The organism is Variovorax sp. RTB1 (assembly GCF_035018765.1).
In the GTDB taxonomy this organism is placed as follows: domain Bacteria; phylum Pseudomonadota; class Gammaproteobacteria; order Burkholderiales; family Burkholderiaceae_C; genus Variovorax.
This window is the reverse complement of the sequence record NZ_JASJXG010000011.1, coordinates 1-17,291: the sequence shown is the minus strand read 5'-3', so window position 1 is coordinate 17,291 and position 17,291 is coordinate 1. Positions and strand designations below refer to the sequence as shown.

Annotated in this window: 14 protein-coding genes; 9 read left to right on the top strand and 5 right to left on the bottom strand. The window is 63.4% G+C overall.

Annotated elements, in window-relative coordinates; all coding sequences use genetic code 11:
* The first annotated feature begins 61 nt into the window (after positions 1 to 61).
* From QN397_RS09590 to QN397_RS09580, 3 genes are read left to right on the top strand one after another with little or no spacing between them, the layout of a single operon-like run.
* Positions 62 to 1,144 (top strand): TRAP transporter substrate-binding protein, encoded by a 1,083-nt coding sequence (locus QN397_RS09590; RefSeq protein WP_323497906.1) that lies wholly within the window; start codon positions 62 to 64, stop codon positions 1,142 to 1,144.
* Positions 1,141 to 4,152: an EAL domain-containing protein gene (locus QN397_RS09585; RefSeq protein WP_323497905.1), complete on the top strand. Its 3,012-nt coding sequence runs from the start codon at positions 1,141 to 1,143 to the stop codon at positions 4,150 to 4,152. The genes QN397_RS09590 and QN397_RS09585 overlap by 4 nt, the downstream gene beginning before the upstream one ends.
* The gene (locus QN397_RS09580) at positions 4,149 to 5,957 is read left to right on the top strand and encodes a PAS-domain containing protein (protein ID WP_323497904.1); all 1,809 of its coding nucleotides are present in this window, start codon (positions 4,149 to 4,151) and stop codon (positions 5,955 to 5,957) included. Before QN397_RS09585 ends, QN397_RS09580 begins: the two co-directional genes overlap by 4 nt.
* Positions 5,958 to 5,993: 36 nt before the next feature.
* On the opposite strand, the gene QN397_RS09575 is transcribed toward QN397_RS09580, so the two are convergent.
* Positions 5,994 to 6,257: a hypothetical protein gene (locus QN397_RS09575; RefSeq protein WP_323497903.1), complete on the bottom strand. Its 264-nt coding sequence runs from the start codon at positions 6,255 to 6,257 to the stop codon at positions 5,994 to 5,996.
* A 158-nt stretch (positions 6,258 to 6,415) separates the two neighbouring features.
* On the opposite strand from QN397_RS09575, the gene QN397_RS09570 reads away from it, so the two are divergent.
* Both QN397_RS09570 and QN397_RS09565 read left to right on the top strand, forming a co-directional pair.
* Positions 6,416 to 7,054, top strand: coding sequence for an ABC transporter ATP-binding protein (locus QN397_RS09570; RefSeq protein ID WP_323497902.1), 639 nt, complete (start codon positions 6,416 to 6,418; stop codon positions 7,052 to 7,054).
* 15 nt (positions 7,055 to 7,069) lie between these two features.
* Positions 7,070 to 7,633: a nucleoside 2-deoxyribosyltransferase gene (locus QN397_RS09565; protein WP_323497901.1), complete on the top strand. Its 564-nt coding sequence runs from the start codon at positions 7,070 to 7,072 to the stop codon at positions 7,631 to 7,633.
* Here the strand turns inward: QN397_RS09565 and QN397_RS09560 are convergent, their stop codons facing one another.
* Positions 7,634 to 8,743 (bottom strand): aromatic ring-hydroxylating dioxygenase subunit alpha, encoded by a 1,110-nt coding sequence (locus QN397_RS09560; RefSeq protein ID WP_323497900.1) that lies wholly within the window; start codon positions 8,741 to 8,743, stop codon positions 7,634 to 7,636.
* A gap of 162 nt (positions 8,744 to 8,905) precedes the next feature.
* A complete protein-coding gene (locus QN397_RS09555) occupies positions 8,906 to 9,283 on the bottom strand; it encodes a helicase SNF2 (protein ID WP_323497898.1) in 378 nt (125 codons plus the stop codon).
* A 277-nt stretch (positions 9,284 to 9,560) separates the two neighbouring features.
* Between QN397_RS09555 and QN397_RS09550 the strand changes: the two genes are divergently transcribed.
* The 4 genes from QN397_RS09550 (at position 9,561) to ligD (ending at position 14,730) form a co-directional block, all read left to right on the top strand.
* Positions 9,561 to 10,538, top strand: a complete 978-nt coding sequence (locus QN397_RS09550) for a cation diffusion facilitator family transporter (RefSeq protein WP_323497897.1) — start codon at positions 9,561 to 9,563, stop codon at positions 10,536 to 10,538.
* A 255-nt stretch (positions 10,539 to 10,793) separates the two neighbouring features.
* Positions 10,794 to 11,672: an oxaloacetate decarboxylase gene (locus QN397_RS09545; protein ID WP_323497896.1), complete on the top strand. Its 879-nt coding sequence runs from the start codon at positions 10,794 to 10,796 to the stop codon at positions 11,670 to 11,672.
* Between the two features lie 87 nt (positions 11,673 to 11,759).
* Positions 11,760 to 11,951, top strand: a complete 192-nt coding sequence (locus tag QN397_RS09540; RefSeq protein ID WP_323497895.1) for a hypothetical protein — start codon at positions 11,760 to 11,762, stop codon at positions 11,949 to 11,951.
* 229 nt (positions 11,952 to 12,180) lie between these two features.
* Positions 12,181 to 14,730, top strand: a complete 2,550-nt coding sequence (gene ligD / locus QN397_RS09535; RefSeq protein ID WP_323497894.1) for a DNA ligase D — start codon at positions 12,181 to 12,183, stop codon at positions 14,728 to 14,730.
* A 172-nt stretch (positions 14,731 to 14,902) separates the two neighbouring features.
* Here ligD and QN397_RS09530 read toward each other — a convergent pair whose 3' ends face one another.
* Both QN397_RS09530 and QN397_RS09525 read right to left on the bottom strand, forming a co-directional pair.
* Entirely contained in the window at positions 14,903 to 16,066 is a 1,164-nt protein-coding gene (locus QN397_RS09530; protein ID WP_323497893.1) for a HupE/UreJ family protein, read from the bottom strand.
* The coding region (locus QN397_RS09525) for a hypothetical protein (RefSeq protein ID WP_323500782.1) at positions 16,066 to 17,291 on the bottom strand (1,226 nt) is incomplete at its 5' end. The genes QN397_RS09530 and QN397_RS09525, both read right to left, overlap by 1 nt.

Below are 17,291 nucleotides of genomic sequence, written 5' to 3'. Positions count from 1 at the left end.
TGTGCGTCGATTGGTTGTAATTTGATGTGTCTTTGGCCAGTTAGAGGCCATGATCGAGACCATGAAATTCGGTTGTTTCGCCTCGGTGCGGCGATGCATGCTTTTGGCTTACGTCGCAACACTCGTGCTCGGCACGGGATTCGTGCGCGCGGGCGAACCAGGCGCTGAACGTCGGCTGCGAATCGTCGGTGGACTGGCAGCGGTCAACCAGTACACGTTGCATGAAGAGCGCTTCTGGGCGCAAGACCTGGCCCGTCTGAGCGGCGGCAAATACAGCGCGAGCATCGTGCCGTTCAACCAGGCAGGGGTCCCGGGTGAGGAGATGCTCAACCTCATGAAGCTGGGTGTGATTCCATTCGGTACCGCGTTGCTGAGCCAGGTGTCGAGCGAAGAGCCTGAACTGGGCGCTGCGGATCTGGCTGGCCTCAATCCCGACATGGCGACGATGCGCCGCGTCATCGGCGCCTTTCGACCCACGCTCGAGAAGACCTTGCGCGATCGATTCAATGTCGAGCTGCTTGCGGTCTATGTCTATCCGGCGCAGGTCATCTTCTGCAAACGGCCGGTGACGCAGTTGTCCGATCTCGCCGGTCGGCGTACCCGTGTTTCGAGCGTGAGCCAAGCGGATTTCTTCAGTGCCCTCAAGGCGACGCCGGTGGTCATCGAGTTCGCTTCGCTGATGTCCAACATGAACTCGGACAACACCGAGTGCGCCGTCACCGGCGCGATGTCGGGCAACACCATGGGGCTGCACAAGATCACCGGCGCGCTGTACACGATGCCGGTGACTTGGGGGCTGGCCGTGTTCGGCGCCAACAAGGACATGTGGAACACGCTGCCGCCGGATTTGAAGGCACTCCTGAAGACCGAGTTGCCGAAACTCGAAGCCACGGTGTGGGCCGAATCGGAGCGTGAAACCGGCGACGGCGTGGCCTGCAACAGCGGCGCCGACACCTGTGTTCGCGGCACGCGCGGCACGATGACTGTGGCGCGGCCTTCCGTTGCGGATGAGCGCCGTCGCCGCGAGATCTTCACCTCCAACGTGCTCGGACCCTGGGTGCAACGGTGCGGCGCAGCCTGCGCTCAACTGTGGGAAAAGACCATTGGTCCCGCGGTGGACATCAAGGCGCCCGCGATCCAGTGAATAACCTGCTGCCTCGCCGATTCATCGCCGTCATCTACGGCGTCGCAGCCCTGTTCCTGCTGGCCGTCCTGGGCACTGCGGTGATCCTGACATCCGAGATGCGCGACAAGGCGCTGGCTGACAGCGAGAGCCAGGCCGTACGCTTCGTCAGAGGCTCGGAGGCCGCGCTCAATCGCAGCTTGCTGGGCGTCGACTTGTTGCTGGCAAGTTTGAGCGAGCCTCTGCAAACCTCCACGCTCGCGACAGTCACAGCCGATGCATCGCGAACCGACGTGGCACAGCTGATGCAGAAGATCGTGCGGCAAAACTTGCTGGTCAGGTACATCGCCTTCGTCGATGCCAGGGGCGACGTGGTGGCGACGTCGGAGCGGCGCGGCACCCGGCTCGTGGTCCGGCTGCCGACCGGCTTTCTGCAGCAAGTGCTCGCGCAGCCTGCCTCGTCGCTGGAGATCAGCACGCCGTCGGTGAGTTCGTTGACATCGCAGCGAGTCGTCTATTTCGCACGCGATCTGCAGCTAGCGGACGGCAACCACATCGTGGCCATTGCCGAAGTGCAGTTGTCCCTGCTGACCACCGTCCTGACCCAGGGCACGGACATCAGGGGTCTCGAAGTGACGCTCGAGCAGGATGCAGGTCCGATGCTCGCCAGCATGCCGCCGCGCGACGACCTTTCGGGTCGGCCTATCCTGCCGGCGCTGAGCGAGCGCGGCAGCGCCGGACAGGTGCAGCGTCTGCCGGCTCGCCTGAGCGGCGAGCCTGCCTTGGTCGTGGCGAGGCCGACGTTGCATCGCAACCTGCTGATCGTCGCGAGCATCCCGTTGAGTTCGGCCTTGTACGAATGGCGACGGCAGCGCACTTTCATTCTGGGCGCAGCCGCGGTTTTCATGCTCATGATCCTGGGGGTGGCCTACCTGACGCAGCTGCACTTTCGGCGGCAATGGCATTCGCGGGTCACGCTCGACCAGGCACTCGAGTCGATGGTCGACGGTTTCGTGCTGCTCGACTCCGAAGATCGCGTGCTCGCATGGAACCGCCGCTTCGTCGACACCTTCCCATGGGCACGGAACATGATGGCGCCGCTGTTGCCGTTCGACCGGATCATCGACGCGGGCGCGCCCCATGTGCGCGCCGAGATCGTCAATCAGGACGACGACGTGCGCACCGAGTCGGACCGGCGCCAGCGGCCCAGGCAGGGCGAGCGCGAACTCACCTTCGAAGGCGGGCAGGTCGTGCTGGCAGTCAAGAGCCGCACACCGGATGGCGGCCTGGTGTGCGTGTACCGCGACGTCACGGAGAGGCGGCGTCACATCGCCGACGTGATCGACGGCAAGGCGCAACTGCAGGCCACGCTCGACGCCTTGCCCGACGTGCTGCTCGAGCTGGGGCTCGATGGCCGCTGCCATCGCTTTCATTCGCCCCGCACGCTCGAACCGGCGATCGACGTGGCGCACCCGGTCGGCAATCTGATCTCGGATCTGTTGCCGCCCGATGCCGCAGCCGAAGTCATGTCGGCGCTCGAAGAGACTTATGTATCGGGCTTTTCGACCGGACGCCAGTTCGAGCGGCGCGCGGCGCATGGCACCACCTGGTTCGAAATGTCGGTCTCGCGCAAGGCCGTGGGCGAAGGGGCCGATGCGCGCTTCATCGTGATCCTGCGCAACATCACCGAGCGCAAATCGGCTGCACGCGAAATCGAGCATCTGGCGTTCTACGACAACCTGACCGGGCTGCCGAATCGGCGGCTGCTGCTGCATCGGTTGCAGGCGGCTACGGACAACAACGCTCGCCGCCCGCGCCAGGGCGCTTTGTTGTTTCTGGATCTGGACCATTTCAAGACGCTCAACGACGCACGCGGCCAGATCATCGGCGATCTGCTTTTGAAGCAGGTTGCCTTCCGGCTTTTGGTGAGCATGCGCGACGGCGACACCGTGGCCCGGCTGGCCGGCGACGAATTCGTCATGCTGCTGGAGAATCTAAGCGAAGACCCGGCTGTCGCAGCGATGCAGACCAAGGCATTGGGAGAGGCGATCCTGTCGGAACTGCAGCAGCCGTTCGAGCTCGGCAACCAGCAGCACCACATCACCTGCAGCATCGGCGCCACGCTCTTCGGCGCGCAGGACCTGTCGCTCGAAGAATTGCTGAAGCAGGCCGACATCGCCACCTACTACGCCAAGACGGCGGGCGGCAACGCCATGCATTTTTTCGAGACGGCGATGCAGACCACCATCACCGCGCGCGCCACGCTCGAGAACGAACTGCACACCGCCATGTCGGCCAAAGAGTTTGTCCTGTACTACCAGCGGCAGGTAACCTCGGAAGGCGAGGTCATAGGTGCCGAAGTCCTGATCCGCTGGATGCATCCGCATCGCGGCATGGTGCCGCCGGCCGGCTTCATCGAGCTGGCCGAGACGACCGGCTTGATCGTGCCCATCGGTTTGTGGGCGCTGGAGCAGGCCTGCACGCAGCTGGAACGCTGGAGCCACCATCCGAAGCGGTCGCATCTGGTGCTCGCGGTGAACGTGAGTGCGCGCCAGTTCCGCCGCGACGACTTCGCAGACCAGGTTCGCGACGTGCTGATCCGCACCGGCGCCGACCCGTCGCGGCTCAAGCTCGAACTGACCGAGAGCCTGCTGCAAGACAAAGTGAGCGAGACGATCCGCAAGATGCGATCGCTGGCCGCCATCGGCATCCAGTTTTCGATGGACGATTTCGGCACCGGTTTTTCGTCGCTGTCGTACATGACGCAATTGCCGCTGCATCAGGTAAAGATCGATAAGTTCTTCGTGCATGGCATCGGCGTCAACCCCAAGGTCGAACTCATCATCCAGACCATCATCGGCATGGCGAAAAGCCTGGATCTGTCGATCGTCGCCGAAGGGGTCGAGACGCAGGAGCAGCTGGAGTTTCTGGAGAAACACGGTTGCCTGTTGTGCCAGGGCTACTTCTTCGGCAGGCCTGTGAGCTTCGAACAGTTCGATGCCGAGCTCGATGCGGAGATGGTGGAATGAACGCAGCCGACAACCCTATGCCGCCCGAGACGGGGCAGATCGAGACCTTGAACATGCTTCGTCCGATGGCCGAAGGTTTCGATGGGCTGGGCGTTGCGATGTGCGTCTTCGACAGTGCCGATGCCACCGTGCTCTGGAACCGGACGTTCCTGAAGTTCTTTCCGGAGCACGCAGCCTACGTTCATGTGGGTGAGCCTTACGTCGACAATCTGAGCCGCTTCTATCGGGAGCGCCTGGGCCCGGACGAGCTGCCGCTGATCGAGCGTTACGTGCAGGAAGGCCTGGATCGCCACCGCACTCAGCAGCGCCCCTTTTCATTCGAGCATTTGGGCAGGCGCCTCCAGGTGACGGCGTTTCCCGTGCCGGGAGCGTGCCGGGTACGCCTGTGGAAGGTTGAGCCCGAAGTAAGCGTAGCCACGGAGTCTGCAGACGGCATGAACGTCGAACCGGCCAGCACCCGACAGGCAAGTGAGCAGGTCATTGTCGAAGCAACACTGCTCGACCACGTGGCCGACGGCGTGATGGTGACGGATATTGCCGACCGCATTCTCTGGGTCAACGAGCCATTCGTTTCGATGTATGGCGTGGCTGCGAGGGCAGCGGCGGTCGGCACTGGGTTTGCCGACGTCTACCGCGCCGCCTGGGATGCGCACGCAAGCGAAGAGCAGGCCCTGTACGAGCGCGGCCTGGCGACGCTGGTCGACAACATGCGTTTTGCCGGCGCGCCCTTCGAACTGCCGCTGCCCCGCGACCGGTGGAGTCGTGTGATCGCGCAGCGCAGCCCCGATGGCAAGGGATTTTTCGTGCATGTCGACATCACCTTGCTCAAGCGCCAGCACCACCTCCTGAGCGTTGCCGAAGCACGCGCGAGGGAGAGTGAGGCGCAGTTGCAGAGCAAGTCGATGCTGCTCGAAGCCACGCTCGACCGGATGGAGCAGGGCATCATGATGGTGAACGCCGACCGGGTGGTCGAAGTCTGCAACCGACGTGCAATGGAACTGCTCGACCTGCCGCCGGAATTGATGGCGTCTCGACCGACGTTCAGCCAGGTGCTGGCGCATCAATGGGCCAGCGACGAGTTCATGCACACGCCGCAGGATGTGCTCGATTTTGTTCGTGGCGGCGGCATTCTCGATCGGCCGCACAGCTACGACCGCATGCGTCCGAACGGGCAAGTGGTGGAAATCCAGAGCGTGCCTATCGAAGGCGGCGGCGTCGTCCGCACCTATGCCGACATCACCGAGCGCAAGCGCAGTGAAGAGCGTATTCGGCACATGGCGCAGCACGACGGTCTCACCGCTCTGACCAATCGCGAGGTGTTTCTCGAAGAGCTGCATGACGCGACGGATGAGTCACAAAGCACCGGTGAAATCTTTGCCGTGTACTTCATCGACCTCGACAAGTTCAAGTCGATCAACGATCACTTCGGTCACGCGATCGGCGACAAGGTGCTGGTGCAGGTGGCCGATCGCATGCGGCGACTGGTCGATGTATCCGACGTGGTCGGGAGGCTGGGCGGCGATGAGTTCGCGATCCTAAGGCGTCAGGTCGACGGGCCGGCGGGCGCGATGATGTTCGCGCAAACCTTGCTCGACGCCTTTCGCACGCCGATGCAAATCGAAGGGCACGTGCTCCACCTCGGCACTTCCGTAGGCGTGGGGCTCTACCCTGCCTCGGGTACGGGCGCCGATGCGCTGTTGCGCGCTGCCGATGCGGCGATGTACCTTGCGAAGTCGAGCGGAAGCGGGCGCGCGTTGTTGTTTGTGCAGCCCACAGATGCCGTCAGCGAGTCCGTTCCGGACTAGCGAACGGCTGGCCGACGCGGGTCGATTGCGGGTGTCTTATTTCTTCAGCGGCTGGGTTGGTGCTGCAGCGGATTGCGTGGCTGCCTGAGCTTGCGCCTTGGCCGCAGACTCGCTGTCTTTCTTGGCGGCTTCGTGGTGGCCGATGGCGCAACCGGCTGCGGCACCCAATACGCCATGCTTGCCGGCGACGTGGCCCGCGACGCCACCGACTGCAGCGCCCTTCAGACAGCCCTTGGCTTCGGCGGCACCGCTCAGGACGGCAAAAGATAAAACGGCGATGGCAAGAACGTGGATGCGCATGGTGACTCCGGGGATGTTGGTGTGTTTGTAGAGCGTATTCAACGCGCATCGGAGCAACGCGTCGACGTATCGGCCTCAACACGAGAAGCTTTCCTACAAAGAGCCTGCTGAACGGCGGTTCCGCAGGTCGGCTTCGGCATTGAGGTACGGTGGCGCCGATGAACATCGCGTTGAATCCCCCCTTCCTGCAAATACAGGATTTGAACTTCACTTATCCGGAGCAACCGCCCCTTGCCAGTGGTTGGTCTGCATCGATCGGCTCCGGCGTGACACTCATGTTCGGCGATACCGGCGGCGGCAAATCGACCTTGCTGCGAATCATGGCCGGCGTGCAGCCCGCCAGCGGCCGATTGACGCTCTCGGGCGGGCGATTGGACGAGAGCCCTGAAGCCTATCGACGCAACGTGTTCTTCGTCGACTCAGGGACATCGATTTTCGATCAGATGACGGCGCGCGCATGCACGGCGACCTTGCGCGAGGGCGACGCGGCATTCGACGAGAGCGCGTGGCGAGACATGGTCGATGGGTTTTCGTTGACCCCGCACATCGACAAGCCGATGTACATGTTGTCGACCGGCTCCAAGCGCAAGGTCTGGCTGGCGAGCGCGCTGGCTTCCGGTCGGGCGCTGACCTTGCTGGACGAACCGACGAGTGCGCTCGACGCGGTCTCGATTCGCTGCCTGTGGCGCGTGCTGGGAGAACGTGCCAATTCGTCTGAGCGCGCTATCGTCATCGCCAGCGCCGAGCGCATCGATCAGGTTCCGCTGGCTGGCACTATCGAACTGCCGCTGGCTTGAGATGGGATGCAAGAAATGAAAGCCAGAGCCAGCGGTCCTCGCGTCTACCTCGCCGGACCCGACGTTTTCTTTCCCGACAGCAAGCAGATTTTCCAGAGCTTGCTGGCCCATTGCGAACGACTCGGTATGGTCGGCCTGGTGCCGTCCGATGGCGGGATCTCCGAAGGATTCGTTGGAACCGACGATGAACTGGCGCAGCGCATCTACGACGGCAACGTGGCGCTCATGCAAGAGGCCGATGGCGTGATCGCCAACTTGATGAGCTTTCGAGGTGTCGAGCCGGATTCGGGCACGGCTTTCGAAGTCGGCTTTGCCGCTGCCCTGCAGAAGCCGGTGGTCACGTACGGCGTGCCCGAAGGCACCTACGCCAGCCGCGTGGCCGCGGTCATCCCGACCACGCCAGGTTCGGACGGCAATCTGCGCGAGACCCAAAGCGGCGTGCTGGTCGAAGGCCTGGGCCAGCGCATGAACCTGATGCTGACACGCTCCACCGTCATGGCGCCCACGGCGGAAGCGGCGCTTGCAATGCTGCGCGACATGCTCGAGGGCAGCAGTGATGAGGACGACAAAGCCGTCTGATCAGGCGGCCTGCCGTAGCGTGACGACCTTCATGGCGCGGTGGACTTCGGCCTCGCCATGCTTGGACAGCAATTGCATCAGATGCTTTCGTATCAACATGCCGGGCCGGTCGGAATCCATCGAATATTCGACGCCGCGCCGGCGCGTGTCGACCAGCGCATCGGGGTCGGTCGATTCGAGGATGTCCTTGTCTTCGCGCGTGATCTCTTCATCGAAGGCCGTCAGCATCTGCGCGGCGCAGTCGGCTTCGGTGTCGTTGCGAAAGAGCCATTGGCACAGCTGCATGCGGCCGTCGTCGATCGGCGTGAAGCAGTTGATGATGATGTGTCGCTTGCCCGGCTTGACGGGCTGTCCGTCCCCGTCGGTTGGCGCTGGATACTCGATGTCGAGCCGGCGCGAGAAGGGCAAGAAGTAGGCGTTGCGCATGTGTCGCGTCGTGATCGGCTCGGTCACGCCGCTGATGGCGTGAAACTTCTCCGGGTTGACCGCTTCGATCACCGTCTCGGCATAGAACCCGTTGTCGTTCTCGACCAGGTTGTACTTGCTCGGCTTCGGGCTGGCGGCCACGCCGAAAGTGCCGCGATGCACGAAACTGAAGTGCGAGTTGTCGAACGAATTTTCGAGCGCGCGCATCGGGCTGGTGTTCCAGGTTTCGTAGAACTGGAAGATCGTGCGATAGCCCGGGTCGTCGAATTCGGGAATCGCCGGAATGTCGGCGATCGGGTCTTCGAGCGCCACCCAGGCGAAGCCGTAGCGAGCGGTGCAGTGGTAGGCCGGCGTTTTGTAGTCGGGCGAGATCGCGCGGTCTGCTTCGTATTGGGGAATCCGAACGACCTGGCCGCTGCGGTCGTAGGTCCAGCCGTGGTAGCCGCACTGAATCGCGCCCTGGCCGCAGGCTTTGCCTTCGGCATCGACGCACCAGCCTTTGGACAGCTTCGCGGTGCGGTGGCAGCAACGGTCGCGCAGCGCGGCCGGCTCTCCGTCGGCATCCATGAAGAGCACGATGTCTTCGCCGAGCAGCTTGAAAGGTCTGGGGCCGTTGGCAAGTTCGGTCAGCGGCATGACGGCATGCCAGAACTTGCGAAAAACGGGTTGTTGGGTGACCAGCATGAAAAGTCCTTCGGGTTGCGTGTGGGGATACGAACTTGAAAGAGCAATTTCCTGCCGCGAGTGCGAAAAATGCGAAAACTCGCCCCGGGCTGAACGCTTCTACTCTGCGCTCTGCCGGATGCAAATTGCGCGCCAGGATTATGTCCCGGCGCGCACCGGCTTTTACAGCGAAGCCGAGTTGATGCCGCGTGCCGCAGCGCGAGCTTGTGCGCGCACGGTGGCACGGTCGAGCGTGCTGCCGGCCAGCGTCAAGACGCCTTGTCCGTAGCCATCAGCGTATGGATTAGGGCTGTGCGCTGCAGCGACGGCTTGCGCACGGATACCACTGCGGTCGGTCGACGACGCGATCGTCAGCACACCCGAGTCGGCGCCTTCAGCGTATGGGTTTTCGCTGTGTGCGGCGACAACGGCCTGAGCCTGCACCTGCGTGCGGTTTGCTTCATGCGTCAGCGCGTGCACGCCGTCATAGGTTTCTGCTTGCGCGCCAGCGGCGGCGAAGAGTGTGAGTGCAGCGGCAGCGAGGATCTTCGAGGTGTTCATTTCAATTTCCTTAGGTGTTCTGGATGACTCGACGGGTCCGGAAGTGGTGTCGATTGCTGTCCATGGGCTGAATTTTGAACCGGAAAACCTAGGGAAAACCCTCAAAAAAAGAACCTCGGTGTTCGCGTTCTGGAGACAATGACGGCGTGAAAGACGCCATCGGTACGCGCGCGATTCCGCACGGCGGCAGATCTGGGACACGCAGGGATTGCGCTGGTTCATCTTGATGCTCGACAGTCCCACACGCTGATCGACCGGGTTCCGTCAACATGCACGCATGGCCGAATCCAAAACTGCAATCTATGGCGCGATCGGCGCCAACGTGGCGATCGCCGTCACCAAGTTCGTCGTCGCGGGCGTTACGGGCAGCTCGGCCATGCTGTCGGAGGGCATCCATTCGGCGGTCGATACTTTCAACGGCATCTTGCTGCTGGTCGGCCTTAGGCTGAGCCAGCGGCCCGCAACGCCGGAGCACCCTTTCGGGCATGGCAAGGAGCTCTATTTTTGGAGCCTGATCGTGGCGGTACTGATCTTCGGTCTGGGCGGCGGCGTGTCTTTCTATGAAGGCATCCAGCACATTCGCAATCCCGAGCCGATGCGCGATCCGATGTGGAACTACATCGTGCTGGCCGCCGCCTTCGTCTTCGAAGGCACGAGCTTCACCATCGCACTGAAGCAGTTCATTGGCCAGACCCACGGGCAGCCGTTTTGGACAGCGCTCCACCGCAGCAAGGACCCGACGACCTACACGGTAATGGCGGAAGATTCGGCGGCACTGGCCGGTCTGCTGGTCGCGGCCGTCGGCATCTACGCCAGTCACCGGCTCGAGATGCCGGCGCTCGACGGCGCGGCGTCGGTGGTCATCGGGGTGCTATTGGTGGGCGTGGCGGTGTTGCTCATTCGCGAGTCGCGCGGGTTGCTCATAGGTGAGGGCATTCGCCCGGAAACCGCGCGCGAGATTCGTGCTTTGGCGCTGGCGCATCCGGGCGTCAACGGCGTCGGGGAAATACTGTCGATGTACATCGGGCCCGATGACGCGCTGGTGACCATCGATCTCGACTTCGACGACGGCACCGCCACCGACCAGGCGGCCGCCACCATCTCGACGCTACAGCGCGAGGTGCGAGCGCGCTACCCGATGATCAAGCGCCTTTTCATCGAGGCCGGCAGCCCGCCGGAGGCCGATCAGGCCACTGGCGCCGTGCCGTTCGAGCAGGTTGATCCCACCAACGGAGCGGTCGTTGCTCGCGCCTGAAGTGCTGCATTTTTTCAAGTTTTGCGCCAATATCCGACAACTGATACAGCTGCCGGGCACTCTTTGACTCGCCGTCACCGCTATCGGCCAGGGCAGCCTGACCCCGCAGGATCCACTTGAAAAGATTCGGAATCTGTTCAAACGGATGGGGCCGGCTCTCGGGAAACTACAGCGAGGCGCACAGCTGCTTGGTCGCGCGAGCACCGAGTGCGGAGGATTGAGGATTGAGGATTGAGGGGAGTTACCCTCCACCTCATGTCAAGCAGCCCACGCAAAACCCTTCGCGCGCTGGCCGAGGCGCGCCGCGGCGTGCTGGTGCCAGGTGCCTTCAACGCCCTCTCCGCCCGCGTCATCGAGGACCTGGGTTTCGAGGCCATCTACATCACCGGCGCCGGCGTCACCAACATGTGGTTCGCCCTGCCCGACCAGGGCTTCATGGGCCTGCACGAGATTGCAGACCATACGGCACGAATCCGCGACGCGGTCAGCCTGCCGCTGATCGTCGATGCCGACACCGGATTCGGCAACGCGCTGAACGTGCGGCACACGGTGCGCGTGCTCGAACGTGCCGGCGCCGATTGCATCCAGTTCGAAGACCAGGTCTCGCCCAAGCGCTGCGGCCACTTCTCCGGCAAGGATGTCATCAGCACCGCCGAAGCCGTCGCCAAGATCAAGGCCGCGGTAGACGCCCGCACCGACCCTGACCTGCTCATCCTCGCGCGCACCGATGCCTGCGCTACTCAGGGCTTCGAGGCGGCACTCGAACGCGCGCAGAAGTTCAGCGAAGCGGGTGCCGACATCCTGTTCGTCGAAGCCGTGACCACGGTCGACGAGATTCGCGCGCTGCCGCAGCGGTTGGCGCGGCCGCAGTTGATGAACATGGTGATCGGCGGCAAGACGCCGATCTTCAGCGCCAACGAACTGGCCGGGCTGGGCTACGGCCTGGTGCTCTATGCCAACGCGGCGTTGCAGGGCGCCGTCGCTGGCATGCAGAAAGCGCTGACAGTGCTGCGTGAGACGGGGTGCATCGACGAGGACCCTGCCCTGGTCGTGTCGTTCGCGGAGCGGCAGCGGCTGGTAGGCAAGCCGGCGCTGGATGCGCTGGAAGCGAAGTACGCGACCGGCGCACGCTGAGTCGCCCTTGGCAGCAGGTGACGAGAGGCATGTTTTTGCCCCTGAATGGAGTTACCACTGCTTCAAGGTGTAAATACAATGGCTTACATGAACACCGAACGCGACAACTTCCATGATTGGGCGCGAGACAAGCCGGACCACAGCAAGTTCACGCCTTTGAGCCGGGCGGATTTCGTGCAGGCGCGGTCGCACGGCGGCCTGCCGTGGGGGCGCATCGTTGCCGCCATCCTGATCTGCGCGGTCATCGTCTACGTTCTCAAGTTGCTGATCAAGCACTGAGCGTCGACTTCCCGAACCGGGCCCGAATCAAGGTGCTCGGCGGTAGAGTGCTGCCCCGCCGCGGAGCAGCACGACACTCTTCGCCAACCGGCTGTCCCGAAGAACTCGGCCGCATCACGGCGCAGAGCTTGCGCGCCGGCAAAGGCTCGGGCTTGTAACCTGACCTCATGCAGCGACGCTGCGCCGTCCTACAGTGCATGAAGGGGACTCGGGCTTAGGCTGCATCGCCATGGCGAAACACGATGCACTCGGGCCTTACAAAGCCAAGCGGAACTTCTCGATCACGCCGGAGCCGCAGGACGGCGGCGAGAGTCGTGCAGAGTCGAAGCGCGGTCTGCAGTTCGTCATCCAGAAGCATTGGGCGACGCGCCTGCACTATGACTTGCGCCTCGAGCTCGACGGCACCATGAAAAGCTGGGCTGTGCCCAAGGGTCCGAGCTTCGACCCGGCGGACAAGCGCATGGCAGTGCAGGTTGAAGACCATCCCATCGCGTACAACAGCTTCGAAGGGCAGATCCCGGATAAGCAGTACGGCGCCGGCAAGGTCATCATCTGGGACAAAGGCACCTGGGCGCCGATCGGCGACGCGCGCGAGGGCTATCGCACCGGCAAGCTCAAGTTCGAGGTGCATGGCCACAAGCTGCATGGGCATTGGACCCTCGTGCGCATGAAGGGCAGGGACGCCGACAAGCAACCGCCCTGGCTGCTCATCAAGGAGCACGACGCATACGAGCGCTCCGCCACCGAGTACAGCGTGGTCGATGAGCTGCCCGATAGCGTCGCGAAGTTGCCAGCACCGGATGGAGGCGAACGCACGATGAAGACCCGTAAGGCGGATAACTCACCAATCGAGCCCATCGGCATTCCAGGGATCAAGCGCGCCAAGCTGCCGCCCGCGCTCAAGCCGCAGCTCGCCACCCTGGTCGACGCGCCACCGTCCGACCCTGCCAACTGGCTGTACGAGATCAAGTTCGACGGTTACCGTTTGCTGGCACGCGTCGACGGCGCCAACGTCAATCTCTTCACCCGAAACGGCCACGATTGGACGCACAAGCTCGAGCACTTGGCCCAAGCGTTGCGCAAGGCCGGGTTGCCACCGTGCTGGCTAGACGGTGAGATCGTCGTCCATGGCAGTGCGGGCGTGCCGGACTTCCAGGCGCTGCAGAACGCCTTCGACAAGGCACGCACCAAAGACATCGTGTACTTCGTTTTCGATCTGCCGTTCTGCGGCGGACAGGACCTGCGCGAAGTGGCGTTGGAAAACCGGCGTGGCATCCTCAAGTCGCTGGTCGACGGCATCGATTCCGATGCGATCTGCTTCAGCGACGAGTTCGACGCGTCGGGCCGCGACATCACGTTGTCCGCATGCAAGCTCGGCCTTGAAGGCGTCATCGGCAAGCGCAAGGATTCCATCTATCGCGCCAGCCGTTCGCCGGACTGGATCAAGCTCAAATGCACCCAGCGGCAGGAGTTCGTCATCGGTGGTTGGACCGATCCGCAGGGATCGCGCGCTGGTCTCGGGTCGCTCTTGCTGGGTGTTCACGACGACAAGGGTGCACTGCGCTATGCAGGCAACGTCGGCACCGGCTTCAACGCGCAATCGCTGGCGCAATTGCGGAAGCAACTCGATGCGCTCGCGGCCGAAAAGAGCCCGTTCTCTGCGAAGACTGCGATCGATCGCAAGGCCCATTGGGTCGAGCCCAAACTCATCGCAGAAGTCTCTTTCGGCGAATGGACGACGACAGGCAGCGTGCGCCATTCTGTGTTCCATGGGCTGAGAACGGACAAGCCGCCGACAGCCATCGTGCGGGAGAAACCGGTGCATGTTCAAAATGCGTCGATGTCGGGGAAGACATCGACCTCGTTGCCCGCGGGTTTAAAGGTGTCCAGCCCGGATCGCGTAGTGGACGCCAGCACCGGCGCCGCCAAGATCGACATCGTTCGCTACTACGCGTTGATTGCGCCGTTGATGCTGCCCCACTTAAAGAACCGCCCGGTGTCCTTGCTGCGTGCGCCGGATGGCATCGCCGGCAGTTTGTTTTTTCAAAAGCACCTGGACAAATGCAAACTGCCCGGCGTGCGTGAGCTCGACCCCGCGCTCGACCCCGACCACGGCCGCTACCTCGAAATACCGACCATGCAAGGCCTGCTGTCGGCAGCGCAAATGAACGTGATCGAGTTCCACACGTGGAATGCGGTGAAGACATCCATCGGCAAGCCCGACCGCATGACCTTCGACCTCGACCCCGGCGAGGGCGTTAGCTGGGCGACCATCCAGGAAGCTACCAAGCTGGTCCGCGTGCTGCTGGAAGAACTGGAGCTGAGGTCTTTCGTGAAAACCAGCGGCGGCAAGGGCCTGCATGTCGTGGTGCCCATTCGCAAGCAACTCGACTGGGACACCGTGAAGGACTTTTCGCAAGCCATCGTCCAGCATCTGGCGAGCACCCTGCCACAGATGTTCGTTGCCAAGAGCGGGCCACGCAATCGCGTCGGCAAGATCTTCGTCGACTACCTGCGCAACGGGTTCGGCGCCACGACGGCGTGTGCATGGACGCTGCGCTCCCGGCCGGGCCTTGGCGTGTCGGTGCCAATCGGCTGGGACGAGATCGACCACGTCACCGGTGGCGACCAGTGGAAGCTTGCGAACATTCACAGCCGCCTCGACGTCGGCAACAAGCCGTGGGACGACTTGGCGGGTGCGGCGCAAAGCCTGAAGGAAGCGATGGACGTGCTGGACTTCCCTAAGGACGCCTCGAAAAGCCCATCGAAAAAAACTTAGTAGGTCTGAGCGTTCAGCTCGCCGGCCAGTAGAGCTCGATCCATGTGGGCGCGCGGTCGCTCGCGCCGCTTCGACCCCTGACTTCCCAGGCTACAGTCGCCGCCCGGGCAACGGCGACCACTCGGCGTTGATGAGCAAGTGGTCGGCAAGCTGCCTGCTCCAATCAGAGCTGCTAGACCGGCAGGATCTTCAGGTCGAAGACCCGCTCGACAAACCACAGCGCGGCAACGATCACCGCAAAGACCGAACCGCCGCGCAACACGACTGGCGGGTAGCGTCGCCAAGACCGCAGTGCCAGCAAGACCGTCAGCGCAATGGTCACGATGATCAACTGGCCGGCCTCTACGCCGAGGTTGAATCTCAGCAATGCCGACACGAAGCTCGCGACTGGCAAGTCGAGCTCGGCCAGCACGTTCGCAAAGCCGAAGCCGTGAATCAGGCCGAACAGAAAAGTGAAGATGCGACGGCGCCCGCGCAGCAATGGCACGATGTTGTCGACCGCCGCCACGATGATGGTGAGCGCGATGGCCGGCTCGATGAGGCGCGGTGAAAGCGACACGATCTTGAGCCCCGCCAGCGCCAGCGTGATCGAGTGGCCAAGGGTGAACATCGTGACGGTCGCCAACATCGGCCACACCGCCTGCTGCCACCGCGCCACCGGCCGCCAGCCCTCGCGCGTGCGCACCAGCACGGCGGGCAGCAGCAGGCAGATCAGGAACAGGATGTGGTCGTAGCCGATCAGAATGTGATGGATGCCGTCGAGGAGAAAGCTGGTGTCGCCGGAGGATTGCGGTGAGGGTGACGCAGTCGTCGCATCGTGCGGCAGCGCCACAGCAACTGCTCCGCCCACCGGATCGAGCGACCGCAGCGCTGGAGCCGCAGCGCTGCCCATGTCGACGCGCAACAAGCCGCGGTGCGTCGGGTCGACTTCTTTGAATAACCGGTAGTCGACATCGAGGCGATCGCCCGCAGCGCACTGCGACTGAAGCTGCAGCACGAGGTAGGTGCCGTCGACGCGGCTTTCGATGGCGGGCGGCTGCGCTTCGTTCAACACGCAGCGCCCTTGCTGCAATTGCAGGTGCGCCAGCGCATAGGCACGAATGTCGTCCATGCGTGCCTTGACTTCGCCCCAGCTCAGCTTCTGGTCGCCGTCTTTATCGATGTCGAGCATGGCGTCGAGATCGCGCAGCGAGATGTCCCAGCGCAAGTTCAAATGGTCGCCGGCACGGCTCAACTGCAGGTAGGCGTCGCTGGCCTTGTGGGCTTGCGCGGGAAGGATGAACACGATGCCGATCGCCAGCACAGCAAGGACGCGAACGACAAAGGCACGCCTCATCACAAGACCGCATCGACCCGCGCATCGCGCAGCCCGATCTGCTGCATCAACGCCTTGACTTCTGCACGCGCCGCATCGTCGTTGGCCGTGGCGGCGGCTCGTGCGAACACAAGCAGGTCGATCGGCTCGCGCTGCAACTGCACGTTGAGCCGCGCGAGCTCGAGCGCGCGGTGCGCATCCTTTTGTACGTCGAGCGCGAACATCGCGTGCTCTCTCGCATGCGGCACCGTGCTGCCGGGCCGGAGCGCCGCCGCATCGAAGCGCGCGGCCAGCTCGTCCACGTCGCTCTGCGCCGTTGCGCGTTGCGCGGCGCTCAACTTCTTTTGTTCGCCGAGCCGTTGCGTGGCCATGACGATGCGCAACAGCACGGCGTCGCTGCGCGGCTCGGACTTGAGCAGGGGCAAGACCTCGGTCGGTCGGTTCTGGCTCAGCAGAAAGTCGCTGTAGGCCAGCACGTCGTAGCCTGCGCGCTCGGCGCCCAGTGCTTGGCGGTAGGCGGTATCGGCAGCGGGCGCACGGCCTGCCAGTTCATTGATTTCTGCCACTGTCGTCAGGAGCCATTGCCGCGTCGCGTTCTGGCGCGGATCTTTCAGCGGCGGACTGTCGAGCAGGCTTTGCAACGACTCCTGCGCGCCGCGATGGTCGCCACGCAGGCCCGCGTTCTCGGCCAGGCACGCCACGGCATAGAGGTTCTGTCGCAGCTTGACCAGTGAGCGGCATGCCGCATCCGAATCGGCATAGCGGCCGCGCACTCGGAGGATGGTCGCCAGCGTGAGCCAGCCCTGGGCGTTAGACGGGTCGGCAGCGAGCGCGAGCTTGAGCGTGCGCTCCGAGCCATCGAAGTCATGAAGAAATTGGGCGACCGTCGCATGCATCACCAGGATGCGGTTGGGCGTGGTCGCCGTGAGTGGTTGCCATGCCTGCAGCACGCCCATGGCGTAGCCGGCGTAGCGCGCGTCGCCTTGCGAACGCGCGAGATCGAGATAAGTTTTGGCGGCTTCGAGGGCAGTGCCCTCGTCGCGCGGCCGTTGGACCAGTTCGCGACGGAGACGGCGCTCCTCGCGTGACCAGCCTGCCACAGAAGGAAGCGACTCGACGATCTCGTTGTCGCTCGTCGGCACCCGCGGCACGGCATGTGCCGTGCCGCTGGCGACGAAGACCGAGAGTACCGCCGCGAGCAGCGAGGCTGCGGCGGCACCGTATCGGATCATGCGAACGCGACCAC